Origin of the sequence: Psychroflexus salinarum (genome assembly GCF_042677225.1) — a bacterium.
Lineage (GTDB): Bacteria > Bacteroidota > Bacteroidia > Flavobacteriales > Flavobacteriaceae > Psychroflexus > Psychroflexus salinarum.
On the sequence record NZ_JBHTIV010000005.1, the window covers coordinates 691386 to 714643 of the forward strand.

The following is a 23258-nucleotide window of genomic DNA, read 5'->3' on the forward strand; positions in this document are numbered from 1 at the left end:
GTCTTTATCAAAAGAAATTTTTAACCATAAATAGGACTCAATAGGATATTTTCAAAAAGTAAATATCAGTGAAATGGTTTTAGAAATTAAATTAACTTTACATGCATTTTTAAGCTTAATTCAAATGAAGTATTGTTTCCTTTTTTTAGCATTTATAACTATTCAAACAAGTTTTGTACAAGACTATCCTGAGAATATACCAGATTTCGAAATCTGGACTTTAGAAGGAGATAAGTTCACTCAAGAGCAAGTTGAAAAGAACTCTTATATTTACTTTATATACTTCAGTCCAACCTGTGGACATTGTCAGGACGCGTTTAAATTTCTGAATCTCAAGGCGGATCAGTTAGAAAGTGCAGATGTTCAAGTTTACCCAGTCTCTTCTAATACTGAAAAAGAAACTCTCAAGTTTTTTAGTACCTATGCTTCAAAAATCCAGAACCTTGAAAATATTCATATCCTGAGAGATATCGATTTTAAGTTTGCTGAAATCTTTGATGTGTTGTCATTTCCTACCTCATACTTATACGATCAAGATGGTAAATTGGTTAAAGTATTTGAAGGTGCTTCAGAAGCTGTTCTTTTTCTAAACGAATTAGAATAGCGATTACAAAATAATTAAGTCGTTTGATTAATAATTTATGACAGGCTAGTTTTAAGTCTTTTGCTTTATAATTGGTTTTCTCTATTATCGCATTTCTGCATTGTTTGATATTACTTCATTCAATTAAATATAGTTCTACAAATAACCCTTTCTACTACACCTATCATAACATTCTATCAAAATTGGCTATTGTTAAAATTTAGTGCTTTAATTTTGAAACATATTATTAAATGTTATGAAAGGAGTTTTATTAGTCAATTTAGGTTCGCCCAAATCAACAGACCCCAAAGATGTAAAAACTTACTTGGGAGAGTTTTTGATGGACGAGCGCGTCATCGATTTACCAAAGTTTTTCAGAACCATTCTCGTAAAAGGAATTGTTTTAAATACAAGACCTAAAAAATCAGCAGAGGCCTATTCTAAAATATGGTGGGATGAAGGTTCACCGCTTATTGTATTATCAGAGCGTCTTCAGGAGGGAATTGATAAGCAAACAAGTGTTCCTGTTTCGCTTGCCATGCGCTACGGACAACCCACTATAAAATCTGGTTTACAGGAATTGCACGACAAAGGTGTGGATGAGGTTTTATTGGTGCCGTTATACCCGCAGTTTGCCATGGCGACGACCGAAACTATTTTGGTCTTAGCGGAAGAATTAAGGAGAGAGCATTTCCCGGAAATGGCGTTCACCACCTTACCACCGTTTTATAATCATCCCGATTACGTGACGGTTTTATCCAGAAGTATTGGAGAAAAATTAGATGAGTTTGATTATGATCATCTCTTATTTAGTTATCACGGAGTTCCTGAACGTCACATTAGAAAAAGTGATATTACCAACTCACATTGCAAAATTGATGGCTCTTGTTGCCAAACACCTTCCAAAGCTCACCAGTTTTGCTACAGGCACCAATGTTTTGAAACCACACGCGGAGTTGCAAAAACTCTAGGTCTTAAAGAAGGCACTTATAGTACCTCGTTTCAATCTCGTTTAGGTTTTGATCCATGGTTGAAACCCTATACAGATAGAACCGTTGAGAAACTGGGACTAGAAGGTACCAAAAAATTAGCAGTGGTTTCTCCAGCCTTTGTTTCGGATTGTTTAGAGACTTTAGAAGAAATAAATATGGAAGCCCGTGAGATTTTTGAAGAATCTGGCGGTGATGATTTTATGTTTATTCCATGTCTAAATGATCGTGAAGACTGGGTCAAAACTATGAGCCGATGGATTGATGAATGGGCTCATCAATCCGAAAAGGTAAACGCATAAGAAAATGAACAAAGCCAATTCAGAGGAATTAGGTAAAAAACCTATTGGCAAGCTTTTAATACAGCAGGCTGTTCCTGCATCTATAGGGATTTTGGTCATGTCCATCAATATTTTGGTGGACACTATTTTTGTAGGAAACTGGATTGGTTCTACTGCAATTGCAGCGATTAATGTCGTTTTACCCGTATCTTTTTTTATTGCTGCTTTGGGTATGGCAATTGGGATTGGAGGCTCTTCTATCATTTCTCGAGCATTAGGCTCAAACGATGACAAGAAGGCTTTAAAGACTTTTGGTAATCAAATCACGATCACGCTTTTGGTTACCATCAGTATGGTAGTGATTGGCTTAACCTTTATCAATGAATTGATCCCGGCCTTTGGAGGTAAGGGTGAAATTTTTGATCCTGCCAAAATTTACTACAGAGTGGTTCTTTATGGAGTCCCAGTATTGGCTTTAGCCATGATGGGAAACACGGTAATACGAGCAGAAGGCAAACCTAAATTTGCCATGGTGGCAATGATTATTCCATCGGTTGGAAACTTAATAATGGACTATGTGTTCATAAACGTTCTAGATTATGGAATGCTTGGTGCAGCATGGGCGACGACAGGCTCCTACATATTGTGCATGGGCTATATTCTTTGGTTTTTTCTTTCAAAAAATTCAGAATTGAAAATTAGATTTTCTGATTTTGGAATTGATCTTTCTATATTGAAAGAGATGGGAGCTCTAGGCTTTGTAACTCTTTCTCGACAAGCTGTGGTTAGTGTGACCTATTTACTTTTGAATAATATTCTCTTTGATATTGGTGGTGAATCTTCAGTTGCAGTTTATGCAATTGTGGCAAGAATGCTCATGTTTGCTTTGTTTCCTGTTCTTGGAGTTACACAAGGGTTTCTTCCCATTGCTGGATATAATTATGGAGCTAATGAGTATCAGCGAGTTAGGGAAAGTATCAATAAAGCTATTATTTACGCCTCTGGAGTTGCCATTTTGGTATTTGCAGTAATCATGATTTTCCCTGAAGCTATAGTTTCTGTTTTTACTACAGACGAACAAGTGTTGAGAGACACACCAAGTGCAATGCGCTGGGTTTTTGCAGCGATACCAATTATTTCCATTCAGTTGATAGGCAGTGCTTATTTTCAGGCTATAGGTAAAGCAGTTCCCGCATTTCTTCTCACTATTTCACGTCAGGGTTTCGCTTTTATTCCACTGGTTCTTATTCTGCCAAATTATTTTGGTGAACTTGGTGTATGGTTATCTTTTCCACTGGCAGATCTATTATCTACCATCGTTACAGGGTATTTCCTTAGAAGGGAAGTAAAAACAACCTTGATTGAAGATAAGAACACAGCAGAAGTAGAATCGACTTAAATGAAATAAGTCTTTTTGTAATGTTTATCTTTGAATTATAAATTCAATAGTTTCAAGTGGAATACAATTATATAAAGTCGCTTCACCTCATTTTTGTGATTACTTGGTTTGCTGGTTTGTTCTACATTCCTAGGCTCTTTATCTATCACATTGAAGCTAGGCAAAAACCACAACCCGACAGTGATATCTTGAGTGAACAACTCAAAATCATGGCTAAGCGTCTGTGGTATATCATCACCTGGCCTTCAGCAATTTTAGCGACTATTTTCGCTATATGGCTTCTGATTTTAGTTCCTGGTTGGCTAGAACAGGGATGGATGCACGTGAAGTTGGCTTTTGTTGTTTTATTAATTGCTTATCATATCAAAAATCATTTTATTTTCAAACAATTTCAAAACGATGACATCAGGTGGTCTTCCAATGGTATGCGACTGTGGAATGAAGGCGCTACTCTTATTTTATTTGCCATTGTTTTTTTAGTGATTTTGAAAAGCGCCATCAGCTGGATTTGGGGTTTGGTGGGTTTAATTGGGCTTGGTGTTGTGCTGATGCTCGGTATTAAGTTATACAAGCGCCTTAGGGATAGAAACACCTCTGCATGATGTTTAATTACAGAAGATCTTTAAGAACTCGAATTTTCATCTCAATGATAGCCCTGGTTGTAGGAGCTTCCGTTTTGATTGCAGGGGTGACTATTTATCAGTTTACGGAAGAGGCTAAAGAATTGCATAGAGAAAAACTTAATCGTAAGGAAAATGCCATTCGAGCTAATATCAATTATGTTTTAAGAACCACGACCTATCCTGTAGATACTGAAAATCTATCGCTTATTTTTAAAGAAAAAATCTATGAGATTCAGGATATTCATAATACCGAAATCAACATTTATGATTTAGACGGCTATCTTTTAAAATCCTCTCATGCTACATTTTATATGGATTCTGTTCAAACTCGAATGAATCCTGAAAAGGTAGAAGCGCTTCAAAACTCAGCTGATAAAAAGTATGTTGAAAACTTTAAAGTCAATGATCAAAACTACCAGTCGTCTTACACTTATATTTTAGATAATTATTTTAAACCCATCGGAATTCTGAATCTGCCCTATATTGAAGATGATGGTTTCCTGCAAAGAGAGCTTAGAGATTTCTTAATTCTCTTGTCTCAAGTGTATTTATTTATGCTGATTGCAGCTATTATTTTGGCTTACTTTTTATCTAAATACATTACAAGTTCCCTTCAAACCATCAGTAAAAAAATCACTAAGACAAGATTGGATCAAAGCAACCCTAAAATTTCTTACAACGAAATCAGCTATGAAATAAAACCACTGGTTAAAGCTTACAATGAAATGATCGATGAGCTGGAAGAAAGTGCCATAAAGCTAGCTAAAACTGAACGTGAAGAAGCCTGGAGGCAGATGGCAAGGCAGGTAGCTCACGAGATCAAAAATCCACTAACGCCCATGCGTTTGAGCATGCAAAGTTTTGAACGAAATTTTGACCCAAACGACCCAAACATCCAAATGCGAGTCAAAGAATTTTCGAAAACCATCATTCAGCAAATCGATAATTTAAGTGCTATTGCAGGAGCCTTTTCAGATTTTGCTAAGATGCCGGCACAGCAAAAAGAAAGTTTAAATGCTGTTGAAATCACCAAATTAGCACTTGATATTTTCAATGATAATAAGATTCAATTTTATTCTGAAAAAAGTGATATTCAGATTAAATTTGATAGAAGTCAGCTTATAAGGATTATTACCAATTTAGTTAAAAATGCTATTCAGGCTACAGAACACTTGAAATCTCCAGTTATTTCAGTAAGCATTTCTACTGAAGATGATAATGTTATCATCAAAGTTGAAGACAATGGAGAGGGAATTCCAAAAGACATGCAAGAGCGAATTTTCGAACCTAGATTTACTACTAAATCTAGCGGAATGGGGCTTGGTCTTGGAATGGTCAAAAATATAGTTGAAACTTATAAAGGTGATATAAAACTGACTTCAAAACCTGATGAAGGTACTACCTTTACATTAAAATTTCCAAAATCCAACAGTTATGACATTTGAAAACCTTAAAGTAGATATCAACGATCGTATAGCGACCGTATACATAGACAGGCCGAAGAAACTCAATGCGCTTAACAGAGCTACCATTGAAGAACTTCACGACGCTTTTAAATTTCTTTTAGACCATGATGAGGCAGCAGTCATTATTCTAACGGGCAGTGGCGAGAAAGCTTTTGTAGCAGGAGCAGACATTTCAGAATTTTCTGAATATAGTGTTGCTGAAGGCGAAGATCTTGCTGCTAAGGGTCAGGAGATGGTTTTTGACTATATCTCCAATTTCCCAAAACCAGTTATTGCAGCCGTCAACGGTTTTGCACTTGGAGGCGGATTGGAATTAGCCATGTCTGCGCATTTCAGAATTGCAAGTGATAACGCCAGACTAGGCCTTCCGGAAACTTCTTTGGGCGTGATTCCAGGCTATGGAGGAACTCAGCGCTTACCACAATTGGTAGGTAAAGGCAGAGCTATGGAAATGATTATGACTGCTGGAATGATAGATGCTCAAACGGCAAAAGATTACGGCTTGGTAAATCACGTAACACCTATTGAGGAGCTAATACCACTTGCAGAAAAACTTGCCAACAAGATTTTGAACAACTCCATGCAAGCGATTTCATCTGCTATTATGGCAATAAACGATTCTTACAAAGATGGTGTGAATGGCTTTAATACTGAAATTAAAAACTTCGGGAAATCCTTTGGAACCGAAGATTTTAAAGAAGGAACTCAAGCCTTTCTGAATAAGAGAAAAGCAAATTTTAAATAAGTATATGTTTCCATTACAAAGACACCGACGCTTAAGACAAAGTGAATCCATAAGAGCATTAACAAGAGAACATTACTTGAGTCCGAACGACTTTATTGTACCTCTGTTTGTGGTCGAAGGAAAAGGCGTGAAGGATGAAATTGCCTCAATGCCGAATTATTTTAGGTTCAGCCTAGACTTGTTATCCAAAGAAGTCAAAGAGCTTTGGCAAATGGGCTTAAAGTCAGTTTTACTTTTTGTAAAGGTCGATCAGAAATTAAAAGACAATAGAGGGGAAGAAGCGGTCAATCCAAACGGATTGATGCAAAAAGCCATCAAAACCGTCAAAGAAGCTGTGCCTGAAATGCTGGTTATGACCGATGTGGCTTTAGATCCGTATTCTATTTATGGTCATGATGGTATTGTAGATCAAGGCAAAATCGCCAATGACAGAACGAATTCTTTCTTAGCCCAAATGGCATTGAGCCATGCTCAGGCTGGAGCCGATTTTGTGGCACCAAGTGATATGATGGATGGCAGGATTTTCGAAATACGGAGTGTGTTGGAAGATGCACATTTTACCGATGTGGGAATCATGAGTTATTCAGCAAAATTTGCCTCAGCGTTTTACGGACCGTTTAGAGATGCTCTCGATTCTGCACCTGTCGATGCGAAAGATATTCCAAAAGATAAAAAGACCTACCAGATGGATCCTGCCAATAGAAGTGAAGCTTTGAAAGAATCCTTCGCAGACATTGATGAAGGCGCGGATATCGTTATGGTGAAGCCAGGTTTGTGTTATCTTGATATTGTGAGAGACTTAGCTAATGAAGTAGAAGTTCCTGTAGCAGTCTATCAAGTCAGTGGTGAATATGCGATGATCAAAGCAGCTTCAGAAAAAGGCTGGCTAGATCACGATGCTGTGATGCTCGAGCAATTAACAGCCATCAAAAGGGCAGGGGCGACTATGATTGCCAGTTATTTTGCAAAGGACGCCGTTAAATTGCTTTAAGCAGTTAGTTTTGTATATTAAAATAATATCGAATACCAATTCAGAATAAATGATTAAAAACGACTTATTTTTAAAAGCCTTAAAAGGCGAGACCGTAGAAAGACCTCCGGTTTGGATGATGAGACAAGCAGGAAGGTACCTGCCTGATTTCATGAAATTAAAAGCAAAATATGATTTTTTCACTCGTTGTAGAACTCCAGAGCTTGCTACTGAAATCACCGTCATGCCTATTCATCAGGTAGGGACGGACGCAGCGATATTATTTAGTGATATTCTTGTGGTTCCTCAAGCGATGAACATAGAAGTGGAGATGAGACCAGGCGTTGGACCTTGGTTACCAAATCCAATTAGAGATAGAAAAAGCTTGGATCAAGTGATTGTCCCTGATGTTTACGAAGAACTTGGTTATGTCTATGACGCCATCAAGATGACTAAAAGAGAACTCAATGATGAGGTGCCTCTTATTGGTTTTGCAGGCTCTCCGTGGACAATTTTTTGTTATTGTGTTCAAGGACAAGGTTCCAAAAACTTTGACAAGGCCAAAGAATTTTGCTTTACCGAACCTCAAATGGCACACGAGTTACTTCAAAAAATCACAGATACTACTATAGCTTATTTAAAAGGTAAAGTAGAAGCCGGAGTGGATGCCGTTCAGGTATTTGATTCCTGGGGAGGCATGCTTTCTCCAGTAGATTATCAGGAATTTTCCTGGCCTTACATTCAACAAATTATCGATGCTTTGAAGGATGAGATCCCAGTGATTCCCTTTGGAAAAGGCTGTTGGTTTGCTTTGGATACTATGGCCAAATCTGGTGCTTCGGCGCTTGGTGTGGACTGGACCTGTTCTGCAAAAAATGCCAGATATCTTTCTGGTGGAAAAATTACTTTGCAGGGTAATTTTGATCCTTCTAGATTGTTTTCTCCTCCAAAAGACATCAAAAAGATGGTGCATCAAATGATAGATGAATTTGGTAAAGACCGCTATATTGTTAACTTAGGTCATGGGATATTACCAAATATTCCTGTTGAAAATGCCAAAGCTTTTGTGGATGCTGTCAAGGAATATAAGTAGATTGTCACTGATAAAATTTATACTTCCCTCTTTTAATTAATTAGAAGAGGGATTTTTTTTGATTTTAACTCTGTACGCTTAAAGCATTTCGACATCCAGCTTTTGCGCTATCCTAAAGTATTGCAGTATCTTGGGTTCACGATCCTACTGAAGTCGGCGTTAAAGTATTCTATGGTATCTTAAGAAAATTAAGAACTAATATATGAATTACTTTAATGTAATTCTCCTTGATACTACTCCAAATTACTTTAGATAGGGGTCTTAAGTTATAGGTCCTCAGTTTCACTCAATAAATTTTTAATAAAACCTTAAAATTTACGGTTTCCCCGTAGTAAATGTACGGTCGAACCATAACATATATTTAATAAAAAATGCGTCTTTTACAATAAAAGTAAAATAAACGCAATTTTGAACAGTTTTATTCACGCTCTTTTTCTATTTCATGTTCTTCATTTCAAGAACATATTTTCACATGGTTTCCGCTGACGCTAGCTTCTTTACTTAGACCAACCTGAATCTCACAACTGAGAGCATTTCTATTAATTTAATAACAAACAAATGAATCAAAAATTATTTACTCGAGTTTCGACTTTGGCTGCTTTAGTTGGGTTCTCTTTTATAGGGCTAGCTCAAACTGAGCAACAGCAACAAGAAATTACATCCAGATACAATAAGAAGGCTTTATCTAGCCTGAAAAGTGAATTTAAAACAAAATCAAAACAACATAAATTAAGAATCAATCAATATGCAATATCCAATTCTTTTGAGAAAGAATTAAAAATGAAAGATGGGAGTTATGCAGAGCTGCAGCGCATAGAAGAAGATGGAAGTCTTATTTATTACACGACTTACAACGTCGCTGCAGCGAGATCTACCAGAGCCAATCACGTGAATTCCGGTGGGGCATTAGGCCTGAATCTAGATGGACAAAACATGATATCTTACGTCTGGGATGGTGGTCATCCAAGGGTGACTCATCAGGAATATGATGGTCCAGGGGGTAATAATAGAGTTTCTATACAGGATGCTACAACAGAAGGTGGTGTTCAGTTAAACTTTCATGCCGCTCACGTAACCGGAACAATTCTAGCCTCTGGAGTTGTTGCCAATGCAAAGGGGATGGCTCCTCAGGCAAAGGCCAGAGCTTACAAATGGAATAACGATTTATCCGAAGCCACAGCTGCAGCAAGTAATGGCATGTTGATCTCCAATCATTCTTATGGATTCAATTCACAGTCTGTTCCAGATTATTACTTTGGTGCATATATCAATGACTCTAGAGATTGGGACAATCTGCAATACAATGCTCCCTATTACCTTATGGTTGTAGCCGCTGGTAATGACGGGACTGCTACTTTTAATGGTTCCCCAATAAGTTCTTCCAATCCAGAGTATGATAAGCTTACAGGACATTCGGTCTCCAAAAACACCATGGTTGTCGCCAGTGCTAAGGATGCCAATATAGATGACAATGGCAATCTTATTTCAGTTAATATTAGTTCATTTAGTAGTCAAGGGCCTACAGATGATTTTAGAATCAAGCCTGATATCACAGGAAACGGTCAGGGTGTTTATTCGACTTATGATAATAGTGATACAGCTTACAATAGTATTTCCGGGACCTCTATGGCTTCTCCAAACGTTGCAGGTTCTTTGCTTTTATTACAGCAACACGCCAATAATACGAATGGAAATTATTTAAAGGCGGCTACATTAAAGGGAATCGCTTTACACACCGCAGATGATGCAGGACAAACTGGTCCAGATGCTATCTTTGGCTGGGGGTTGATGAATACCAAGAAAGCTGCAGAAGCGATTTCAGAAAATGGACAAGCCGCTCTTATAAGTGAATTAACGTTAATGCCTGGTGAGACTTATTCTGTAGAAATAGAAAGCGATGGAATCAACGATCTTTTGGCTTCTGTCTCCTGGACTGATCCTGCTGGGACTTCTACAACAGCTACCAATTCAACTGTTGCTAAATTAGTCAACGATTTGGACATACGAGTGACCAAAAACACGACCTCATACTCCCCATGGAAATTAACCGGTGTGAATACAAATGCTAGAGGTGATAATGCTAGAGATACATTTGAACGTGTGGACGTAAGTAATGCTTCCGGAACTTACACTGTAACAGTAAGCCATAAAGGCTCATTAAGTAGTGGAAGTCAAAATTATAGCTTGGTAGTTACTGGTTTAACTTCAACTCCAGTGGTTTGTAATCCAACTACACCAACAGGACTTGCAGCTTCAGGAATAGGTTCTACTTCAGCAATGATGAATTGGAATGCTGTTGATGCTGCGACCTATGATGTGAGATACAGAACTTCTGGAACTACAACTTGGACAACTATTTCTTCAGCTAATACTGCGGCGACATTACAAAGTTTAAGTCCAGTAACTAGTTACGACGTTCAAGTAAGAAGTAAATGTGATACTGAAAACTCAACGTATTCTACAACTCTAAGTTTTACAACGACAGACCAACAGTTAACGTATTGTGATTCTAAAGGAAATAGTGTTGCAGATGAATATATAGGGAATTTTGAATTGAATACTATCACTAATTCATCTGGTGGTGGAAATGGATATTCAGATTTTACTAATATCTCTACAGACTTAGCTAATGGTCAAGCTTATAGTTTTACAATAACTTCTACATGGACAGGATCGGTTTATAGTGAAGGCTATGCAATTTGGATAGATTACAATAACGATGGAGATTTTGCAGATGCTGGCGAGCTTGTGTTTTCAAAAACAGCCTCTAAAACTAGTTCAATTACGGGGAGTTTTACAGTTCCAAATACAGTTGTAGAAGGCTCTACGAGAATGCGAGTATCTATGAAATATAATGGTATACCAAGTTCTTGTGAAACCTTTTCTTATGGAGAAGTAGAAGATTATACAGTGAATCTAAGTGCATCCACTGCAGATACTCAAGCTCCAAGTACTCCAACAGCATTAGCAACATCTAATGTAACAGAGACTTCAGTCAATTTATCTTGGAATGCCTCTACAGATAATGTAGGTGTAGATGTTTATGAAATTTTGCAAGGCTCTAGTGTTATAGGAACCACAGCCAATACAAGTGTGGAGGTAAATGGTCTTTCTGCTGGAACAACTTACACATTTGCAGTAAGAGCAAAAGATGCAGCAGGAAATACTTCAGAAAGTGCTACTTTGAGTGTGACTACAAGTTCTTCTTCTGTAACTTACTGTGAATCCAAAGGAAACAACTCCTCTTATGAGTGGATTGATTTTGTAGGGCTGAACAATGTGTCCAAAACAAGTGCAAACGACTCTGGTTATGCAGATAACACCAACTTAACGGCTAATCTGCCTTATGGCTCTAACACCATCCAGATCAGTGCAGGATTCTCAGGACAGTCCTATACTGAGTATTGGAAAGTTTGGATAGATTATAACAAAAATGGTGTTTTTGAAACCAATGAATTGGTTGTGAGTGGTTCGTCTTCTAGCGCTGCTAATTTAAGTGCAACTTTTTCCGTGCCAACCACAGCAGTTTCAGGTTCTACTCGTATGAGAGTTTCTATGAAGTACAATGCTGCGCAAACGGCTTGTGAAAGTTTTTCTTATGGAGAGGTGGAGGATTATACTGTGAATGTTGGCCAGGCTACCAGCAATTACACCACCTTGAATGATACGGAAGGACTTGGTCAAGCAGAGACAGGCACATACGATATGGAATTGTATCCCAACCCCGTGAAAGGCGAAGTTGTTAACTTAAAAGTGTCTTCTAGAACTTCATTGAGTTATACGCTTTACGATATTTCCGGCAGACAATTAAGCCACGGGAAAGTAATTAACCAGAGCATTCCTCTAGAAAATTTATCCAGTGGAGTTTACCTTATCAAATTGGATGACGGTCAAAAATCCTTCACTAAAAAATTGATTAAAGAATAATCCTTAATTTTTTAAATCAAGACTAAGCCGTCTGCCTCAGGTGGACGGTTTTTTATGTTATAAGAATAAAGTTTAGTTCAGTATTTTTTGATTTTAACTCTGTACGCTTAAAGCATTTCGATATTCAGCTTTTGCGCTATCCTAAAGTATTGCAGTATCTTGGGTTCACGATCCTACTGAAGTCGAAGTGGTGTTTTTAAATTGGACATATTTATAATACTTTCGTTAGACCTTAACTAACTATCTATAAATGAAAAATAAACTTAATAATTACTGCATATGTTGTGCTGTTTTCTTTTTGATCAGTTTAACTAACTCTTACTCTCAAGAGAATTCAAATTTTTACCTGGCTTCAAACGGCGAGACGTGTATGTGTCCAAATGCTGAGTATGGAGACTCAGGCTCTGTAATCATTAATGGTGTAGAGAAAGTTTTTACAAAACGGACAAGGCAAGAGCTTGGTGCTATAATTTTCAATAATGAGAATGATCCTCAAATATCTTTAACCTGTACTAGTGGAATAACTGACATGAGTGAACTGTTCTTCTATAGTATTTTCTTTAATCAAAACTTAAATTATTGGGATGTAAGTCAAGTTAAAGATATGAGTCAAATGTTTTTAGCTGCAATATCTTTTAATCAACCTTTAAATAATTGGGATGTCAGTAATGTTACAAATATGTCTGGTATGTTTTATGAAGCTACATCTTTTAATCAAGATTTAAGCGACTGGTCTTTTAATGCAAGCATTTCTCTGAATGACTTTATTAGTAATACTGCTTTGTCAAATCAAAATTATGATTTTCTTCTACAGAGTTTTGACAATCAGAACATAACCGACTTAAGGCTTATTTCTTATGGTATTGGTTATTGTGATATACAAACCCGTAGTAATCTAATTGATAATAAAGGATGGACTATAGTAGGAGATTTAATTGGCCAATGCGGTGAAAATTTTTCTCCATCTTCAAGCCCTTTTGTGACCACATGGACAGTTCAGGAAGATTTAAGTGTAGATATTTATACGGTGAATGCATATGACTATAATTTCACTATTGATTGGGGTGACGGGCAGATAAATCAGAATGTTACTTCAGACATAACTCATAATTATGCTAACCCTGGTACTTATACTATAAGCATAACTGGTGTATTTCCTTACTTTAAAACTTGTAAAGTTGCAGTAGGTCCAGAGTTTTTAGCATGTCAGAATGATGATAAATTGAGCAGTATAGATTCCTGGGGCAATCAGGAGTGGAGGAACATGCAAGGTAGTTTTAGAGACGCAAAAAAAATGGTTTTAAATACGTCTGAAATTCCTAATCTCAATAATGTACTGAGTATGAGGTCGATTTTTTCTGGAGCTACATCTTTTAACCAATCAATTAATAATTGGGATACAAGTAATGTTGAAGATATGGTTTCTGTTTTCTCAGGCGCTAGTAGGTTTAATAAGCCTCTTGATAATTGGGATGTGAGTAAAGTTACTACGATGGCTTTTATGTTCAATAATGCCACTAATTTCAATCAGCCTATAGATAATTGGAATGTAGGTAATGTAACTGACATGCATTCAACTTTTAGAGGAGCTTCTAACTTTAATCAACAATTAAATTCATGGGACGTTTCAAATGTTGTTATCATGAATGAAATGTTTGCTGGGTTTTCGGGATCTATGGTATTTAATCAATCTCTAAATAACTGGGATGTTTCAAATGTGTTAGGTATGGGCTTGATGTTCTTCAACGCTGAATCTTTTAATCAACCTTTAAATTTATGGGATGTTTCTAATGTTATTTATATGAGTTTTATGTTTAGAGACGCATCATCATTCAATCAGGATATTTCTATGTGGTGTGTGGAGCAAATACCACAAGAACCTATAGAGTTCGCCTTAAACTCCGCCTTACAAAATAATTATATGCCGAATTGGGGCTCGAATTGTGAAACTTTATTGGTGTCTGAATTTGATCAAGGTTCAATAACTATTTACCCCAATCCATCCAATAATTATTTAAGAATTGATACAGATAATATCGAAAAAATAGAACAACTAAAAATTTATGACATTCAAGGTCAACTTGTAAAAATCATTTCAGATTTTGACAAAAGAGATAACAGTATTGATATGTCTGATTTAGCTTCTGGAAATTATTTAATCTCTATTTTTACAGTAAATCAAAAACAGGTTACTAAACGTGTAGTAGTCAAATAAGTTTAACGTGCGTTATAAACTTTACGTCTGTTTTTTATTGATACATTTTCTATAAAAACTTATTTATAAAGAAATAAAATAGCGTTAGGGATAGCAGTGGAAAGCCCATGAAGTAAAACCCATCTTAAAACTAAAGCCTGGCGAAGCGACCAACGGAAGCTCCTGCCAGGCTTATAGTTTTTTGGGTTGTACTGAAATGGCTTGTAACGGATAGCCCGACCTCGATGATTTTGTCGAGGTAACGCCCAAATTTTACTTTTTACTTTCCTTATACAACTCTGTAAAATGCTTATAGAAATAAGGAATGGTTTCTATGCCTTTGAGGTAATTCCAAATTCCGAAATGTTCGTTTGGAGAATGTATCGCATCCGAATTAAGGCCAAATCCCATAAGAACGGTTTTGCTGCTGAGGTACTTTTCGAATAAAGAAACGATAGGAATACTGCCACCGCTTCGCTGGGGAACTGCTTTTTTACCAAAGGCTTCCTGAAAGGCAAGATCTGCCGCTTGGTACTCGATCCCATCAATAGGAGTGACATAACCCTGGCCACCATGATGAGGTTTTACTTTTACTTTTACACTTTTGGGAGCGATGTTTTCGAAATGAGTTTTGAACAGTTCTGTGATTTCTCTCCAATCCTGGTTTGGTACCAATCGCATGGAAATTTTGGCAAAAGCCTTGCTCGGTATCACTGTTTTAGCACCTTCCCCAATATAACCACCCCAAATGCCGTTAACGTCTAAAGTAGGCCTTATGGAATTGCGCTCATTGGTTGTAAAGCCTTTTTCACCATGAACATCGGGGATGCCGATGTGTTTTTTATAATCTTCCAGATCAAAAGGTGCTTCGGCCATTTTCTCTCGTTCCTCATCGCTTAGCTCTTCGACTTTATCGTAAAAACCAGGAATAGTGATGTGATTATCTTCATCGTGTAGTGAAGCAATCATTTTAGATAAAATATTGATAGGATTAGCCACTGCTCCGCCGTATAAACCTGAGTGCAAGTCACGGTTAGGGCTTTCGACTTCCACTTCGACATAGCTCATTCCGCGCAAGCCAGTAGTAATGGAAGGCACCTCTTTGCTTATCATTCCCGTGTCTGAAATCAAGATGACATCGTTAGCTAACTTTTCTTTATTATTTTCCAGAAACCATTCTAGACTTATGCTCCCTACTTCTTCTTCACCTTCGATCATAAATTTGATGTTGCAAGGCAACTCATCATTTTGAATCATGACTTCTAGTGCTTTCACATGCATGTACATCTGCCCTTTGTCGTCACAAGCTCCACGGGCAAAAATTGCTCCTTCTGGATGAATTTCGGTGTTTTGGATAACCGGCTCAAAAGGTGGACTATTCCACAGATCTACAGGGTCTGGTGGTTGCACATCATAGTGACCGTAAACCAAAACCGTTGGTAGATTTTTATCTATGATTTTTTCTGCATAAACAATTGGAAATCCAGGTGTCTCACAAATTTCAACTTTATCACAACCTGCAGCTTCCAGATTTATTTTAACAGCTCCAGCGGTCATCAGAACCTCTTTTTTGAAGCTTGGATCTGCGCTTACGGATGGAAGTTTGAGAAGCTCAATGAGTTCATCTATAAATCTTTCTCTGTGTTTTTCGATATAAGGTCTAGTGTTCATAGTATTTATTTGAGTTTTCACAATATAAAATATTTTCTTGAAACTTAATTTGAAAGTTGTATTTATTCTTTATATTTGCAATCGCAAAAATTACCATTATTAAATGCGGGCGTGGTGGAATTGGTAGACACGCTAGACTTAGGATCTAGTGCCGCGAGGTGTGAGAGTTCGAGTCTCTCCGCCCGTACTTGTAAAAACCCAACAATCTTTTCAGATTGTTGGGTTTTTTGATGGAAGCAAATGAGTGTTTGCGAACTCTTTCCAATAACTACCCGAACTCCGCTGTACTAATAAAGCTCCTCTTATTTTGAGAGGCTATTTTTGATTTTTAATGTTAAAAAAAATTTTAGCATAAACGAGTCTTAAATTTTATAAATAATTTTCTTACATTAGTGATAATAATAATTGGGAGTTATGAGATTGTTTTGCTTTTTATTCGTTTTATGTGTTGGGTTTAATTTTGCAACTGCAGATCCAACAAATCCCAGTAAAATTAAGGTAGTTATTGATGCTGGTCATGGTGGACTAGACGCTGGCGCACAAAGCAATTCTATACTAGAAAAACAAATTGTATCAGATGTATCTTCTCACCTTAAAGAACTTTGTAATGATAAAAACATCGAAATTGTTCTTTTGAGAACTGAAGATAAATTTATGTCTCTTCAAGATAGGATCGCTAAAATTGAAGCTCTTTCACCAGATTTAGTTATTTCTCTCCATGCCAATTACTCATCAGACAGAGATAGAAATGGAGTTGAGGTTTTTGTTGCTGAAAATGAATTTACAGTCAAATCATCTTATTTCGGAACTAAAATTCTTGAGTCTTTTAAACGTAAGGATTTTAAAACTTCAGCCTTACAGTCTGCAAACTTTCACTTACTAAAGAATTTGAAATGCCCTGCGGTAATCGTTGAGCTTGGCTTTCTGTCTAATGCTGAAGATATGAAATATCTAAATTCAGAATTTGGTCAAAAATTCTTGGCGATGCAAATAGCTTCATCTTTAAATTAATCTACGAATTTCTATTTATAGATTCTTCCTTAGTTCAGACACATCTTAAAAGTATTTTTATAATTAGAAGCATCTATTCAATTACTTTTGTTGCATGAAAATTACTGAAACAGATGTAGCTATTATTGGTGGAGGTGCAGCAGGTTTTTTTGCGGGTATTAATCTTGCAGAATCAAACTCAACACTAAAGATACTTATTTTAGAAAAAGGCAAGCAAGTCTTAAGTAAGGTTAAAATTTCAGGAGGTGGACGTTGTAATGTCACTTATGCGGAATTTGACCCTAAAGCTCTGGCTAAAAATTATCCTAGAGGTAATAAAGAACTCTTAGGTCCTTTTCATCAATTTATGACAGGTGATATGTTTGCTTGGCTGGAAGATCGAGGAATCGAGCTTAAAATTGAGGAGGATCAACGCGTGTTTCCAGTTTCAAATTCTTCACAAACCATTATTGATTGTTTCGAAAATGAGGCTAATAAATTTGGTGTTGAGGTCAAAACCAATGCAGGAGTTGATTTTATTAAAAAATTAGAGGGGCAAGAGTTTTCTTGGGAATTGCAGTGTAAAGATTTTCATGTGTTTGCGAAAAAAATAATCATAGCCTCTGGAAGTAGCCCAAAAATGTGGCGAATGATTCAAACCCTTGGTCATCATGTTATTGACCCAGTCCCATCTTTATTCACATTTAATGTGAAAGACAAACGTTTGCAGAATCTCCCTGGTATAAGCTTAGATGCAGAAATTGAGGTTTTCACGACTAAAAATAGAGGTGTGTCTAAGCAAAAGCTTAAATATCTTCAATCATCAGGACCTTTATTAATCACTCATTGGGGTTTAAGTGGGCCTTGTATTTTGAAACTTTCGGCCTGGGGAGCCAGAGTATTTCATGAACTAAATCATCAATTTCAATTGAGAGTAAATTGGCTACCTCAATATAACATAGAATCTTTAAAATCTCTTTTTGAAAAACTGAAAATATCGCATCCAAAGCAATTTTTATATTCCAACCCTATAGAAGGATTGCCAAAGCGATTATGGCAAAGTCTTCTGGATTTCATTGATATCGACCAAGAACTTAACTGGTCTAATCTAAGTAAGCTCCAAATTCATTCTTTGGCTAAAGAAATTTGTGCTGGTGAATACCATGTTAATGGGAAAAGTACTTTTAAAGATGAATTTGTAACCGCTGGTGGGGTAGATCTTAAAGAAATTGATTTTAAGACTTTTCAAAGTAAACTTCATAATGATTTATATTTTGTAGGTGAGGTTTTAAACATAGATGCTGTGACAGGTGGATTCAATTTTCAAAACGCGTGGACGAGTTCTTATGTTTGTGCTAAGCAACTTAGTCAGTCTTAATAGTGTTAAATTTGTGTTGAGTCAAAGGCTAATTCTATGATTTAAATATAAATTGGAAGTATTAACCTTAAAAACCTAAACAAAATGAGAAAGAAGATTTTTATTTGCGGAGCTTTATCAATGACATTATTGAGTACTAGCTGCTTGGGTTCTTTCAGTGCATTCAAGTCTTTAAGAGACTGGAATGATGGAGTGACTAGCAACAAATTTTTAGATAACTTAATTTTCTGGGCTTTAAATATTGTTCCTGTATATGGTTTATTTATCGCAGGAGATGTATTATTTTTTAATGTCCTAGAGTTTTGGACAGGCGATAATCCTATAGCTATGGCAGAAGGTGAAGAAGATATTCAATATGCTAATATAGAAGGACAGGATGTTAAAATGACAGCTACCAAAAATCATTTCACAGTAGAAGTACTGTCAGGAGAAAATAAAGGTAAAACTTTAGAGATGGTCTATACACCAGAAAATAAAACATGGAATGCTATCGATGAAAATGAAGAGTTAATTAAGTTAGCTTCTATGGAAGACGGATTTTATATGGTATATACTCCGGAAGGTGAAGCTATACAAATGGATCCTACAGCTTCTAAAGAACAAAATATGGCTATTCTACAAGGTAAAGTAGCAGATTATGAAAGCTCTATGTGGGCTGACGCTAAGTAAGCTTTATTAAAATAAATGTATAAAAGCCACTTGATTTATTTCTTGTGGTTTTTTTTGTGCCTAAAAATTAACACTTGTTAGTTAATAGTTATTAAATTTTATAATTAGATTGCTTGAAATCTATTAAGAACTTCACATGTATTCAAAATTATTCTATTTTTTATTTGTTTCAGGGATTTTTTTTCAACTTAATGCTCAAACAGAAGTTGAGTTTATCAAAAATTATTTAGAGCAAAAACAGTCTGATAATTATCTTTTATTGAACGATTTTTCAGATTTAAAGTTAAATTCAAAGCATTTTTCAAAAAGCACAGATGTAAACCATATTTATGTTCAACAGACGTATTCAGGAATTCCAATTTTTAATGCAATAGGAAACTTTGCTTTAAGAAATAATGAGATAGTATATGCTAAATATGATTTTGAAGTTAATATAGTTTCGAAAATTAATAGTCAAAGTCCATCTTTAACTCCACAGGAGGCTTTAAAGTCTGCTTCCATACAATTAGGCATTGGTCAACTAGGTAATGCCTCTATATTGAAAACTAACTCAGTTAATAACTTAATACTTTCAAAATCTGAAATCTCTATAGATGAAATTCCAATTAAACTAGTTTATCACAAGTCTGAAAATGGATTGCTATACTTAGCTTGGGATTTATCAATTCACTTGATAGATGGGTCTCACTGGTGGAGCTTAAGAGTAGATGCCTTAAACGGGAGGATTTTAGAAAAACAAGATTGGATAGTTAACTGTAATTTTGATCATTCATCTATCATCAATAGAAAGTTAAGAGTGCCTTTTGTGGCGAAACAATCAGAGCAAGGTTTTTCGGAATCTATAGATAGCCCAGTTTATAATGTCTTTCCTTATCCAATAGAATCTCCGAGTCATGGACCGAGAAGTCTTATATCGAACCCTGCGGATACTGAGTTTTCACCATTTGGGTGGCATGATGTTGATGGTGCTGAAGGTGCAGAATATACCATCACTAGAGGGAATAATGTAAATGCGTATGAAGATAGAGGAAATAACAATGCACCAGGCTATTCACCAGATGGAGGAGCTGAATTGAATTTTGATTTTCCTCTGGATTTTAATCAGCCTGCTCAACTATATGAAGACGCTGCAATTACTAATTTATTTTATTGGAATAATGTAGTGCATGACATGTGGGCTCACTATGGATTTGATGAAGCTTCTGGAAATTTTCAGCAGACCAATTATACTGGAGAAGGTAATGGCAATGATTACGTAAGAGCTGAAGCTCAAGATGGTGCTGGCATAAATAATGCAAACTTTGGTACTCCTCCAGATGGTGCAAGGCCAAGGATGCAAATGTTTCTTTGGTCAGCTCCAGGTCCTCCTATAGAGCCTTTAACTATTGAAGCTCCAGAAGCTTTGGCTGGAGGTTACGATGGGATACCAGCAGCTTTTGGACCCGCTCTTACAGCAGAACCTATTTCTTCAGAAATTGCTATAGCTGTAGATTCTAATCCAGATCCAGATGAAAATGATATTTGTGAGGATTTAATTAATTCAGACGAATTAGGTCAAAAAATAGTAATCATGAGAAGAGGCTCTTGTACTTTTGTAAGCAAGATTGAAAAAGCTCAAGCAGCAGGTGCCGTCGCAGTAATTATGGTAAATAATGTTTTGGGAAATCCCATAGCAATGGGAGGTGAGGACACTGGAATTACCATACCATCTATTATGATAAGTTTAACGGATGGTGAAGCTTTAATTGAAGCAATTGAAAACGGTGACTTAGTAAGAGGTGTTTTAGCTAATAATGGACCTTACCAAATCGATGGAGATTTCGATAATGGAATTATAGCTCATGAATATGGTCATGGAGTTTCAAATCGTTTAACAGGTGGTGCAAGTGCAGCATCTTGTTTGACAAATGAGGAACAAATGGGAGAAGGTTGGAGTGATTGGTTAGGACTGATGATGACAATTTCTCAAGAAGATCTTGCTACTCAAGGTAGAGGAATAGGAACATTTGCAACTTCTCAGCCTATAGAAGGAGTAGGAATTCGTCCTTTTCGTTACACGACAGATAGAAACTTAAATCCCGCTACTTATGGTTTAACAAATAACCCTAGTTTGAGTCGACCACACGGAATAGGTTTTGTATGGGCAACTATGCTTTGGGATTTAAATTGGGCACTTATAGAGCGCTACGGTTTTGATTCCGATCTTTATAATGGGAATGGAGGAAACAACATCAACATGCAGTTGGTCATTGATGGTATGAAATTACAGTCTTGTTCACCTGGTTTTATTGACGGACGTGATGCAATATTAGAAGCTGATATGCTAGCAAATGATGGTGCTAACCAATGTTTAATCTGGGAAGTTTTTGCCAGTAGAGGTTTAGGTTGGGGCGCAGATCAAGGTAGTTCTTTTAGTAGGAGTGATCAAGTTGAAGCCTTTGACTTGCCGCCAAACGACGTTTTGAGTTGTTCGCTATCTAATGATACTTTTGGGTTTAATACTTTCGGTATTTACCCAAATCCAGCCAAGGAAAGCTTTAGCTTAAGCTTGACAAACGGAAATCTTGCGAACGCTCTAGTCAATATTTACGATATGAATGGGAAATTAATTCTATCCAGGACTTCTGATAATAATCAGAAAGTTGATATTCAAACCTTAAATTCTGGAATGTATATCGTACTTGTAGAATCTGAAAGTAAGACATACACTAAAAAATTAATAGTTGAATAAGGATTAGTTTAAAAAAGCAAAAAGACCGAAGTGATATTGACTTCGGTCTTTTTGCTTTAGCTACTTTTGTATAAATAGTTATTCATGCTAAAAGTCAATGGACTTACTTATCTACATGAAAATGATAAGGGAGTCTCAAACATTCATTTTGAATTAGATAAAGGAGATCATCTAGCTCTGATAGGAGAAAGTGGCTGTGGTAAAAGCACCCTTATAAAATCTCTTTACGGTCTTTTTGATCTTGATAAAGGTTCAATTCAATGGAATGAGCAAAAAATTTTAGGACCAGCCTATAACTTAGTTCCAGGGTATCCAAAATTTAAACACTTGTCGCAGGAGTTTGATTTAATGCCTTTCACAACCTCAGAAGAAAACATTCAGAAATATTTATCAAGAGAAACACCAGAAAAAAATAAAAAAAGGAGTGATGAGCTTATATCACTCTTCGACCTTGATGATGTTAAGCATCAAAAAGTAAAAACCTTGAGTGGAGGTCAAAAACAAAGAGTAGCAATTGCACAAGCTTTAGCAAAGCCACCAGAATTGATTTTACTCGATGAACCTTTTAGTCATATCGATCAATTTTTGAAACACAGATTGAGACGCCGTCTTTTTCAATTTTTAAAAAAAGAAGATATCACCTGCATATTTGCTACTCATGATGCTGATGATGTCTTACCATTTTCTGACTATACGATGGTTCTTAAAGATGGAGAAGCTCAAGATTTTAGAACTACACAACTGGTTTTTAATAAGCCAAAAAACGAATATTGTGCCTCACTTTTCGGAGATATAAATGTTATAGAAAAAACTAAATTCAATCTTGAATTTGAAGATGATAAAGTTTTAATTTTTCCTCACGAAATTAGCTTTAAGAAAGTTTCTGAATATCAAGGTATAATAAAATCAACCTACTTTAAAGGCTCACATTACCTCATTGAATTAGATTTCAATTCCAAGTCAATTTTTGCAACTTCACAAGTCAACTTAAAACTGAATGATAAGGTGTATTTCGACTTTGATTTTGAAAGAATTAAGCAGAGGCTTAATTAAATATTCTGAGTACACCCCCACTTTCTGTTATTCTGTACGCAAAAAGAGGATATCTCAAATTTTCTACTAAAGGTTGACCTGTAATCAGGCTATAACTATTTGGAGGCTCATCACATATGGAGGCTGCATTTAAACCATCAATGATAAGTCTTGAACACTCATTGGGAACGAGGTTAGGATCCGCAGCGTCCCATGCTAAATAACTACTGCCAGAATTAACTATAATAAGGCCCAGATTACCTTGACCTGGAATATAAACTGAATTACCACTAAAGTTGAGGTTATTGAACTGAGGAAGACTTAGATTTACCTCGTAATTCACGTTAATATTTAATAAGTTGGGGTTTCTCCTCAAGTTATCATCACTTTCACAACTTATCAAAAATGATAGTCCAATAAGAAAAAAAATAGCTTTCATATTAATTTTTAGGTGTTTATGACTTTGAACCTACAAAAATATTATATTTGTAATATAGAATCTCGAAATGTCCGGGAT

At 36.2% G+C, this 23258-nt stretch carries 17 protein-coding genes and 1 tRNA gene; 16 read left to right on the forward strand and 2 right to left on the reverse strand.

Annotated features, from left to right (window positions below; translation table 11 throughout):
• Positions 1 to 124 precede the first annotated feature (124 nt).
• From ACFQ0R_RS05290 to ACFQ0R_RS05335, 10 genes are all read left to right on the forward strand, one after another.
• Positions 125 to 604, forward strand: a complete 480-nt coding sequence (locus ACFQ0R_RS05290) for a peroxiredoxin family protein (RefSeq protein WP_379657334.1) — start codon at positions 125 to 127, stop codon at positions 602 to 604.
• Between the two features lie 235 nt (positions 605 to 839).
• Complete coding sequence (hemH, locus tag ACFQ0R_RS05295; protein WP_379657335.1) at positions 840 to 1874, forward strand: ferrochelatase; 1035 nt, start codon at positions 840 to 842, stop codon at positions 1872 to 1874.
• A 4-nt stretch (positions 1875 to 1878) separates the two neighbouring features.
• Positions 1879 to 3252: an MATE family efflux transporter gene (locus ACFQ0R_RS05300; RefSeq protein ID WP_379657336.1), complete on the forward strand. Its 1374-nt coding sequence runs from the start codon at positions 1879 to 1881 to the stop codon at positions 3250 to 3252.
• Positions 3253 to 3308: 56 nt separating this feature from the next.
• Positions 3309 to 3854 carry a CopD family protein gene (locus ACFQ0R_RS05305; RefSeq protein WP_379657337.1) on the forward strand — a complete coding sequence of 182 codons (546 nt, stop codon included), beginning with the start codon at positions 3309 to 3311 and terminating at the stop codon, positions 3852 to 3854.
• Positions 3854 to 5320, forward strand: coding sequence for a sensor histidine kinase (locus ACFQ0R_RS05310; protein WP_379657447.1), 1467 nt, complete (start codon positions 3854 to 3856; stop codon positions 5318 to 5320). The genes ACFQ0R_RS05305 and ACFQ0R_RS05310 overlap by 1 nt, the downstream gene beginning before the upstream one ends.
• Positions 5310 to 6086, forward strand: a complete 777-nt coding sequence (locus ACFQ0R_RS05315; protein ID WP_379657338.1) for an enoyl-CoA hydratase/isomerase family protein — start codon at positions 5310 to 5312, stop codon at positions 6084 to 6086. Before ACFQ0R_RS05310 ends, ACFQ0R_RS05315 begins: the two co-directional genes overlap by 11 nt.
• 4 nt (positions 6087 to 6090) lie before the next feature.
• Positions 6091 to 7077, forward strand: coding sequence for a porphobilinogen synthase (gene hemB, locus ACFQ0R_RS05320; protein WP_379657339.1), 987 nt, complete (start codon positions 6091 to 6093; stop codon positions 7075 to 7077).
• Positions 7078 to 7126: 49 nt separating this feature from the next.
• Entirely contained in the window at positions 7127 to 8149 is a 1023-nt protein-coding gene (gene hemE / locus ACFQ0R_RS05325; RefSeq protein WP_379657340.1) for a uroporphyrinogen decarboxylase, read from the forward strand.
• Between the two features lie 558 nt (positions 8150 to 8707).
• The gene (locus ACFQ0R_RS05330; RefSeq protein WP_379657341.1) at positions 8708 to 12076 is read left to right on the forward strand and encodes a GEVED domain-containing protein; all 3369 of its coding nucleotides are present in this window, start codon (positions 8708 to 8710) and stop codon (positions 12074 to 12076) included.
• Between the two features lie 250 nt (positions 12077 to 12326).
• On the forward strand, positions 12327 to 14291 hold the full coding sequence (locus ACFQ0R_RS05335) for a BspA family leucine-rich repeat surface protein (RefSeq protein WP_379657342.1): 1965 nt from the start codon (positions 12327 to 12329) through the stop codon (positions 14289 to 14291).
• A gap of 252 nt (positions 14292 to 14543) precedes the next feature.
• On the opposite strand, the gene ACFQ0R_RS05340 is transcribed toward ACFQ0R_RS05335, so the two are convergent.
• The gene (locus tag ACFQ0R_RS05340) at positions 14544 to 15941 is read right to left on the reverse strand and encodes a dipeptidase (protein WP_379657343.1); all 1398 of its coding nucleotides are present in this window, start codon (positions 15939 to 15941) and stop codon (positions 14544 to 14546) included.
• 105 nt (positions 15942 to 16046) lie between these two features.
• Between ACFQ0R_RS05340 and ACFQ0R_RS05345 the strand changes: the two genes are divergently transcribed.
• The 6 genes from ACFQ0R_RS05345 to ACFQ0R_RS05370 all read left to right on the forward strand — a co-directional run bounded on the left by ACFQ0R_RS05345 (position 16047) and on the right by ACFQ0R_RS05370 (position 22762).
• Positions 16047 to 16128: transfer RNA gene (locus tag ACFQ0R_RS05345), tRNA-Leu, on the forward strand.
• Positions 16129 to 16355: 227 nt separating this feature from the next.
• Positions 16356 to 16952, forward strand: coding sequence for an N-acetylmuramoyl-L-alanine amidase family protein (locus ACFQ0R_RS05350; RefSeq protein WP_379657344.1), 597 nt, complete (start codon positions 16356 to 16358; stop codon positions 16950 to 16952).
• 94 nt (positions 16953 to 17046) lie between these two features.
• Positions 17047 to 18309 (forward strand): BaiN/RdsA family NAD(P)/FAD-dependent oxidoreductase, encoded by a 1263-nt coding sequence (locus tag ACFQ0R_RS05355; RefSeq protein ID WP_379657345.1) that lies wholly within the window; start codon positions 17047 to 17049, stop codon positions 18307 to 18309.
• Positions 18310 to 18393: 84 nt separating this feature from the next.
• Positions 18394 to 18978 carry a DUF3332 domain-containing protein gene (locus ACFQ0R_RS05360; protein WP_379657346.1) on the forward strand — a complete coding sequence of 195 codons (585 nt, stop codon included), beginning with the start codon at positions 18394 to 18396 and terminating at the stop codon, positions 18976 to 18978.
• A gap of 136 nt (positions 18979 to 19114) precedes the next feature.
• The gene (locus ACFQ0R_RS05365; protein ID WP_379657347.1) at positions 19115 to 21709 is read left to right on the forward strand and encodes a T9SS-dependent M36 family metallopeptidase; all 2595 of its coding nucleotides are present in this window, start codon (positions 19115 to 19117) and stop codon (positions 21707 to 21709) included.
• An 84-nt stretch (positions 21710 to 21793) separates the two neighbouring features.
• Entirely contained in the window at positions 21794 to 22762 is a 969-nt protein-coding gene (locus ACFQ0R_RS05370; protein ID WP_379657348.1) for an ABC transporter ATP-binding protein, read from the forward strand.
• On the opposite strand, the gene ACFQ0R_RS05375 is transcribed toward ACFQ0R_RS05370, so the two are convergent.
• Positions 22755 to 23180: a hypothetical protein gene (locus tag ACFQ0R_RS05375; RefSeq protein WP_379657349.1), complete on the reverse strand. Its 426-nt coding sequence runs from the start codon at positions 23178 to 23180 to the stop codon at positions 22755 to 22757. The two genes, ACFQ0R_RS05370 and ACFQ0R_RS05375, sit on opposite strands and share 8 nt — an antisense overlap.
• Positions 23181 to 23258 lie beyond the last annotated feature (78 nt).

Bases quoted from the DNA above. Each gene is read 5' to 3' on its own strand.
- ACFQ0R_RS05335 (WP_379657342.1), top strand. From the start codon at position 12,327: ATGAAAAATAAACTTAATAATTACTGCATATGTTGTGCTGTTTTCTTT.
- ACFQ0R_RS05370 (WP_379657348.1), top strand. From the start codon at position 21,794: ATGCTAAAAGTCAATGGACTTACTTATCTACATGAAAATGATAAGGGA.
- ACFQ0R_RS05365 (WP_379657347.1), top strand. From the start codon at position 19,115: ATGTATTCAAAATTATTCTATTTTTTATTTGTTTCAGGGATTTTTTTT.
- ACFQ0R_RS05340 (WP_379657343.1), bottom strand. From the start codon at position 15,941: ATGAACACTAGACCTTATATCGAAAAACACAGAGAAAGATTTATAGAT.
- hemE (WP_379657340.1), top strand. From the start codon at position 7,127: ATGATTAAAAACGACTTATTTTTAAAAGCCTTAAAAGGCGAGACCGTA.
- ACFQ0R_RS05355 (WP_379657345.1), top strand. From the start codon at position 17,047: ATGAAAATTACTGAAACAGATGTAGCTATTATTGGTGGAGGTGCAGCA.
- ACFQ0R_RS05330 (WP_379657341.1), top strand. From the start codon at position 8,708: ATGAATCAAAAATTATTTACTCGAGTTTCGACTTTGGCTGCTTTAGTT.
- ACFQ0R_RS05310 (WP_379657447.1), top strand. From the start codon at position 3,854: ATGTTTAATTACAGAAGATCTTTAAGAACTCGAATTTTCATCTCAATG.
- ACFQ0R_RS05300 (WP_379657336.1), top strand. From the start codon at position 1,879: ATGAACAAAGCCAATTCAGAGGAATTAGGTAAAAAACCTATTGGCAAG.
- ACFQ0R_RS05375 (WP_379657349.1), bottom strand. From the start codon at position 23,180: ATGAAAGCTATTTTTTTTCTTATTGGACTATCATTTTTGATAAGTTGT.
- ACFQ0R_RS05360 (WP_379657346.1), top strand. From the start codon at position 18,394: ATGAGAAAGAAGATTTTTATTTGCGGAGCTTTATCAATGACATTATTG.
- hemB (WP_379657339.1), top strand. From the start codon at position 6,091: ATGTTTCCATTACAAAGACACCGACGCTTAAGACAAAGTGAATCCATA.
- hemH (WP_379657335.1), top strand. From the start codon at position 840: ATGAAAGGAGTTTTATTAGTCAATTTAGGTTCGCCCAAATCAACAGAC.
- ACFQ0R_RS05350 (WP_379657344.1), top strand. From the start codon at position 16,356: ATGAGATTGTTTTGCTTTTTATTCGTTTTATGTGTTGGGTTTAATTTT.
- ACFQ0R_RS05315 (WP_379657338.1), top strand. From the start codon at position 5,310: ATGACATTTGAAAACCTTAAAGTAGATATCAACGATCGTATAGCGACC.
- ACFQ0R_RS05290 (WP_379657334.1), top strand. From the start codon at position 125: ATGAAGTATTGTTTCCTTTTTTTAGCATTTATAACTATTCAAACAAGT.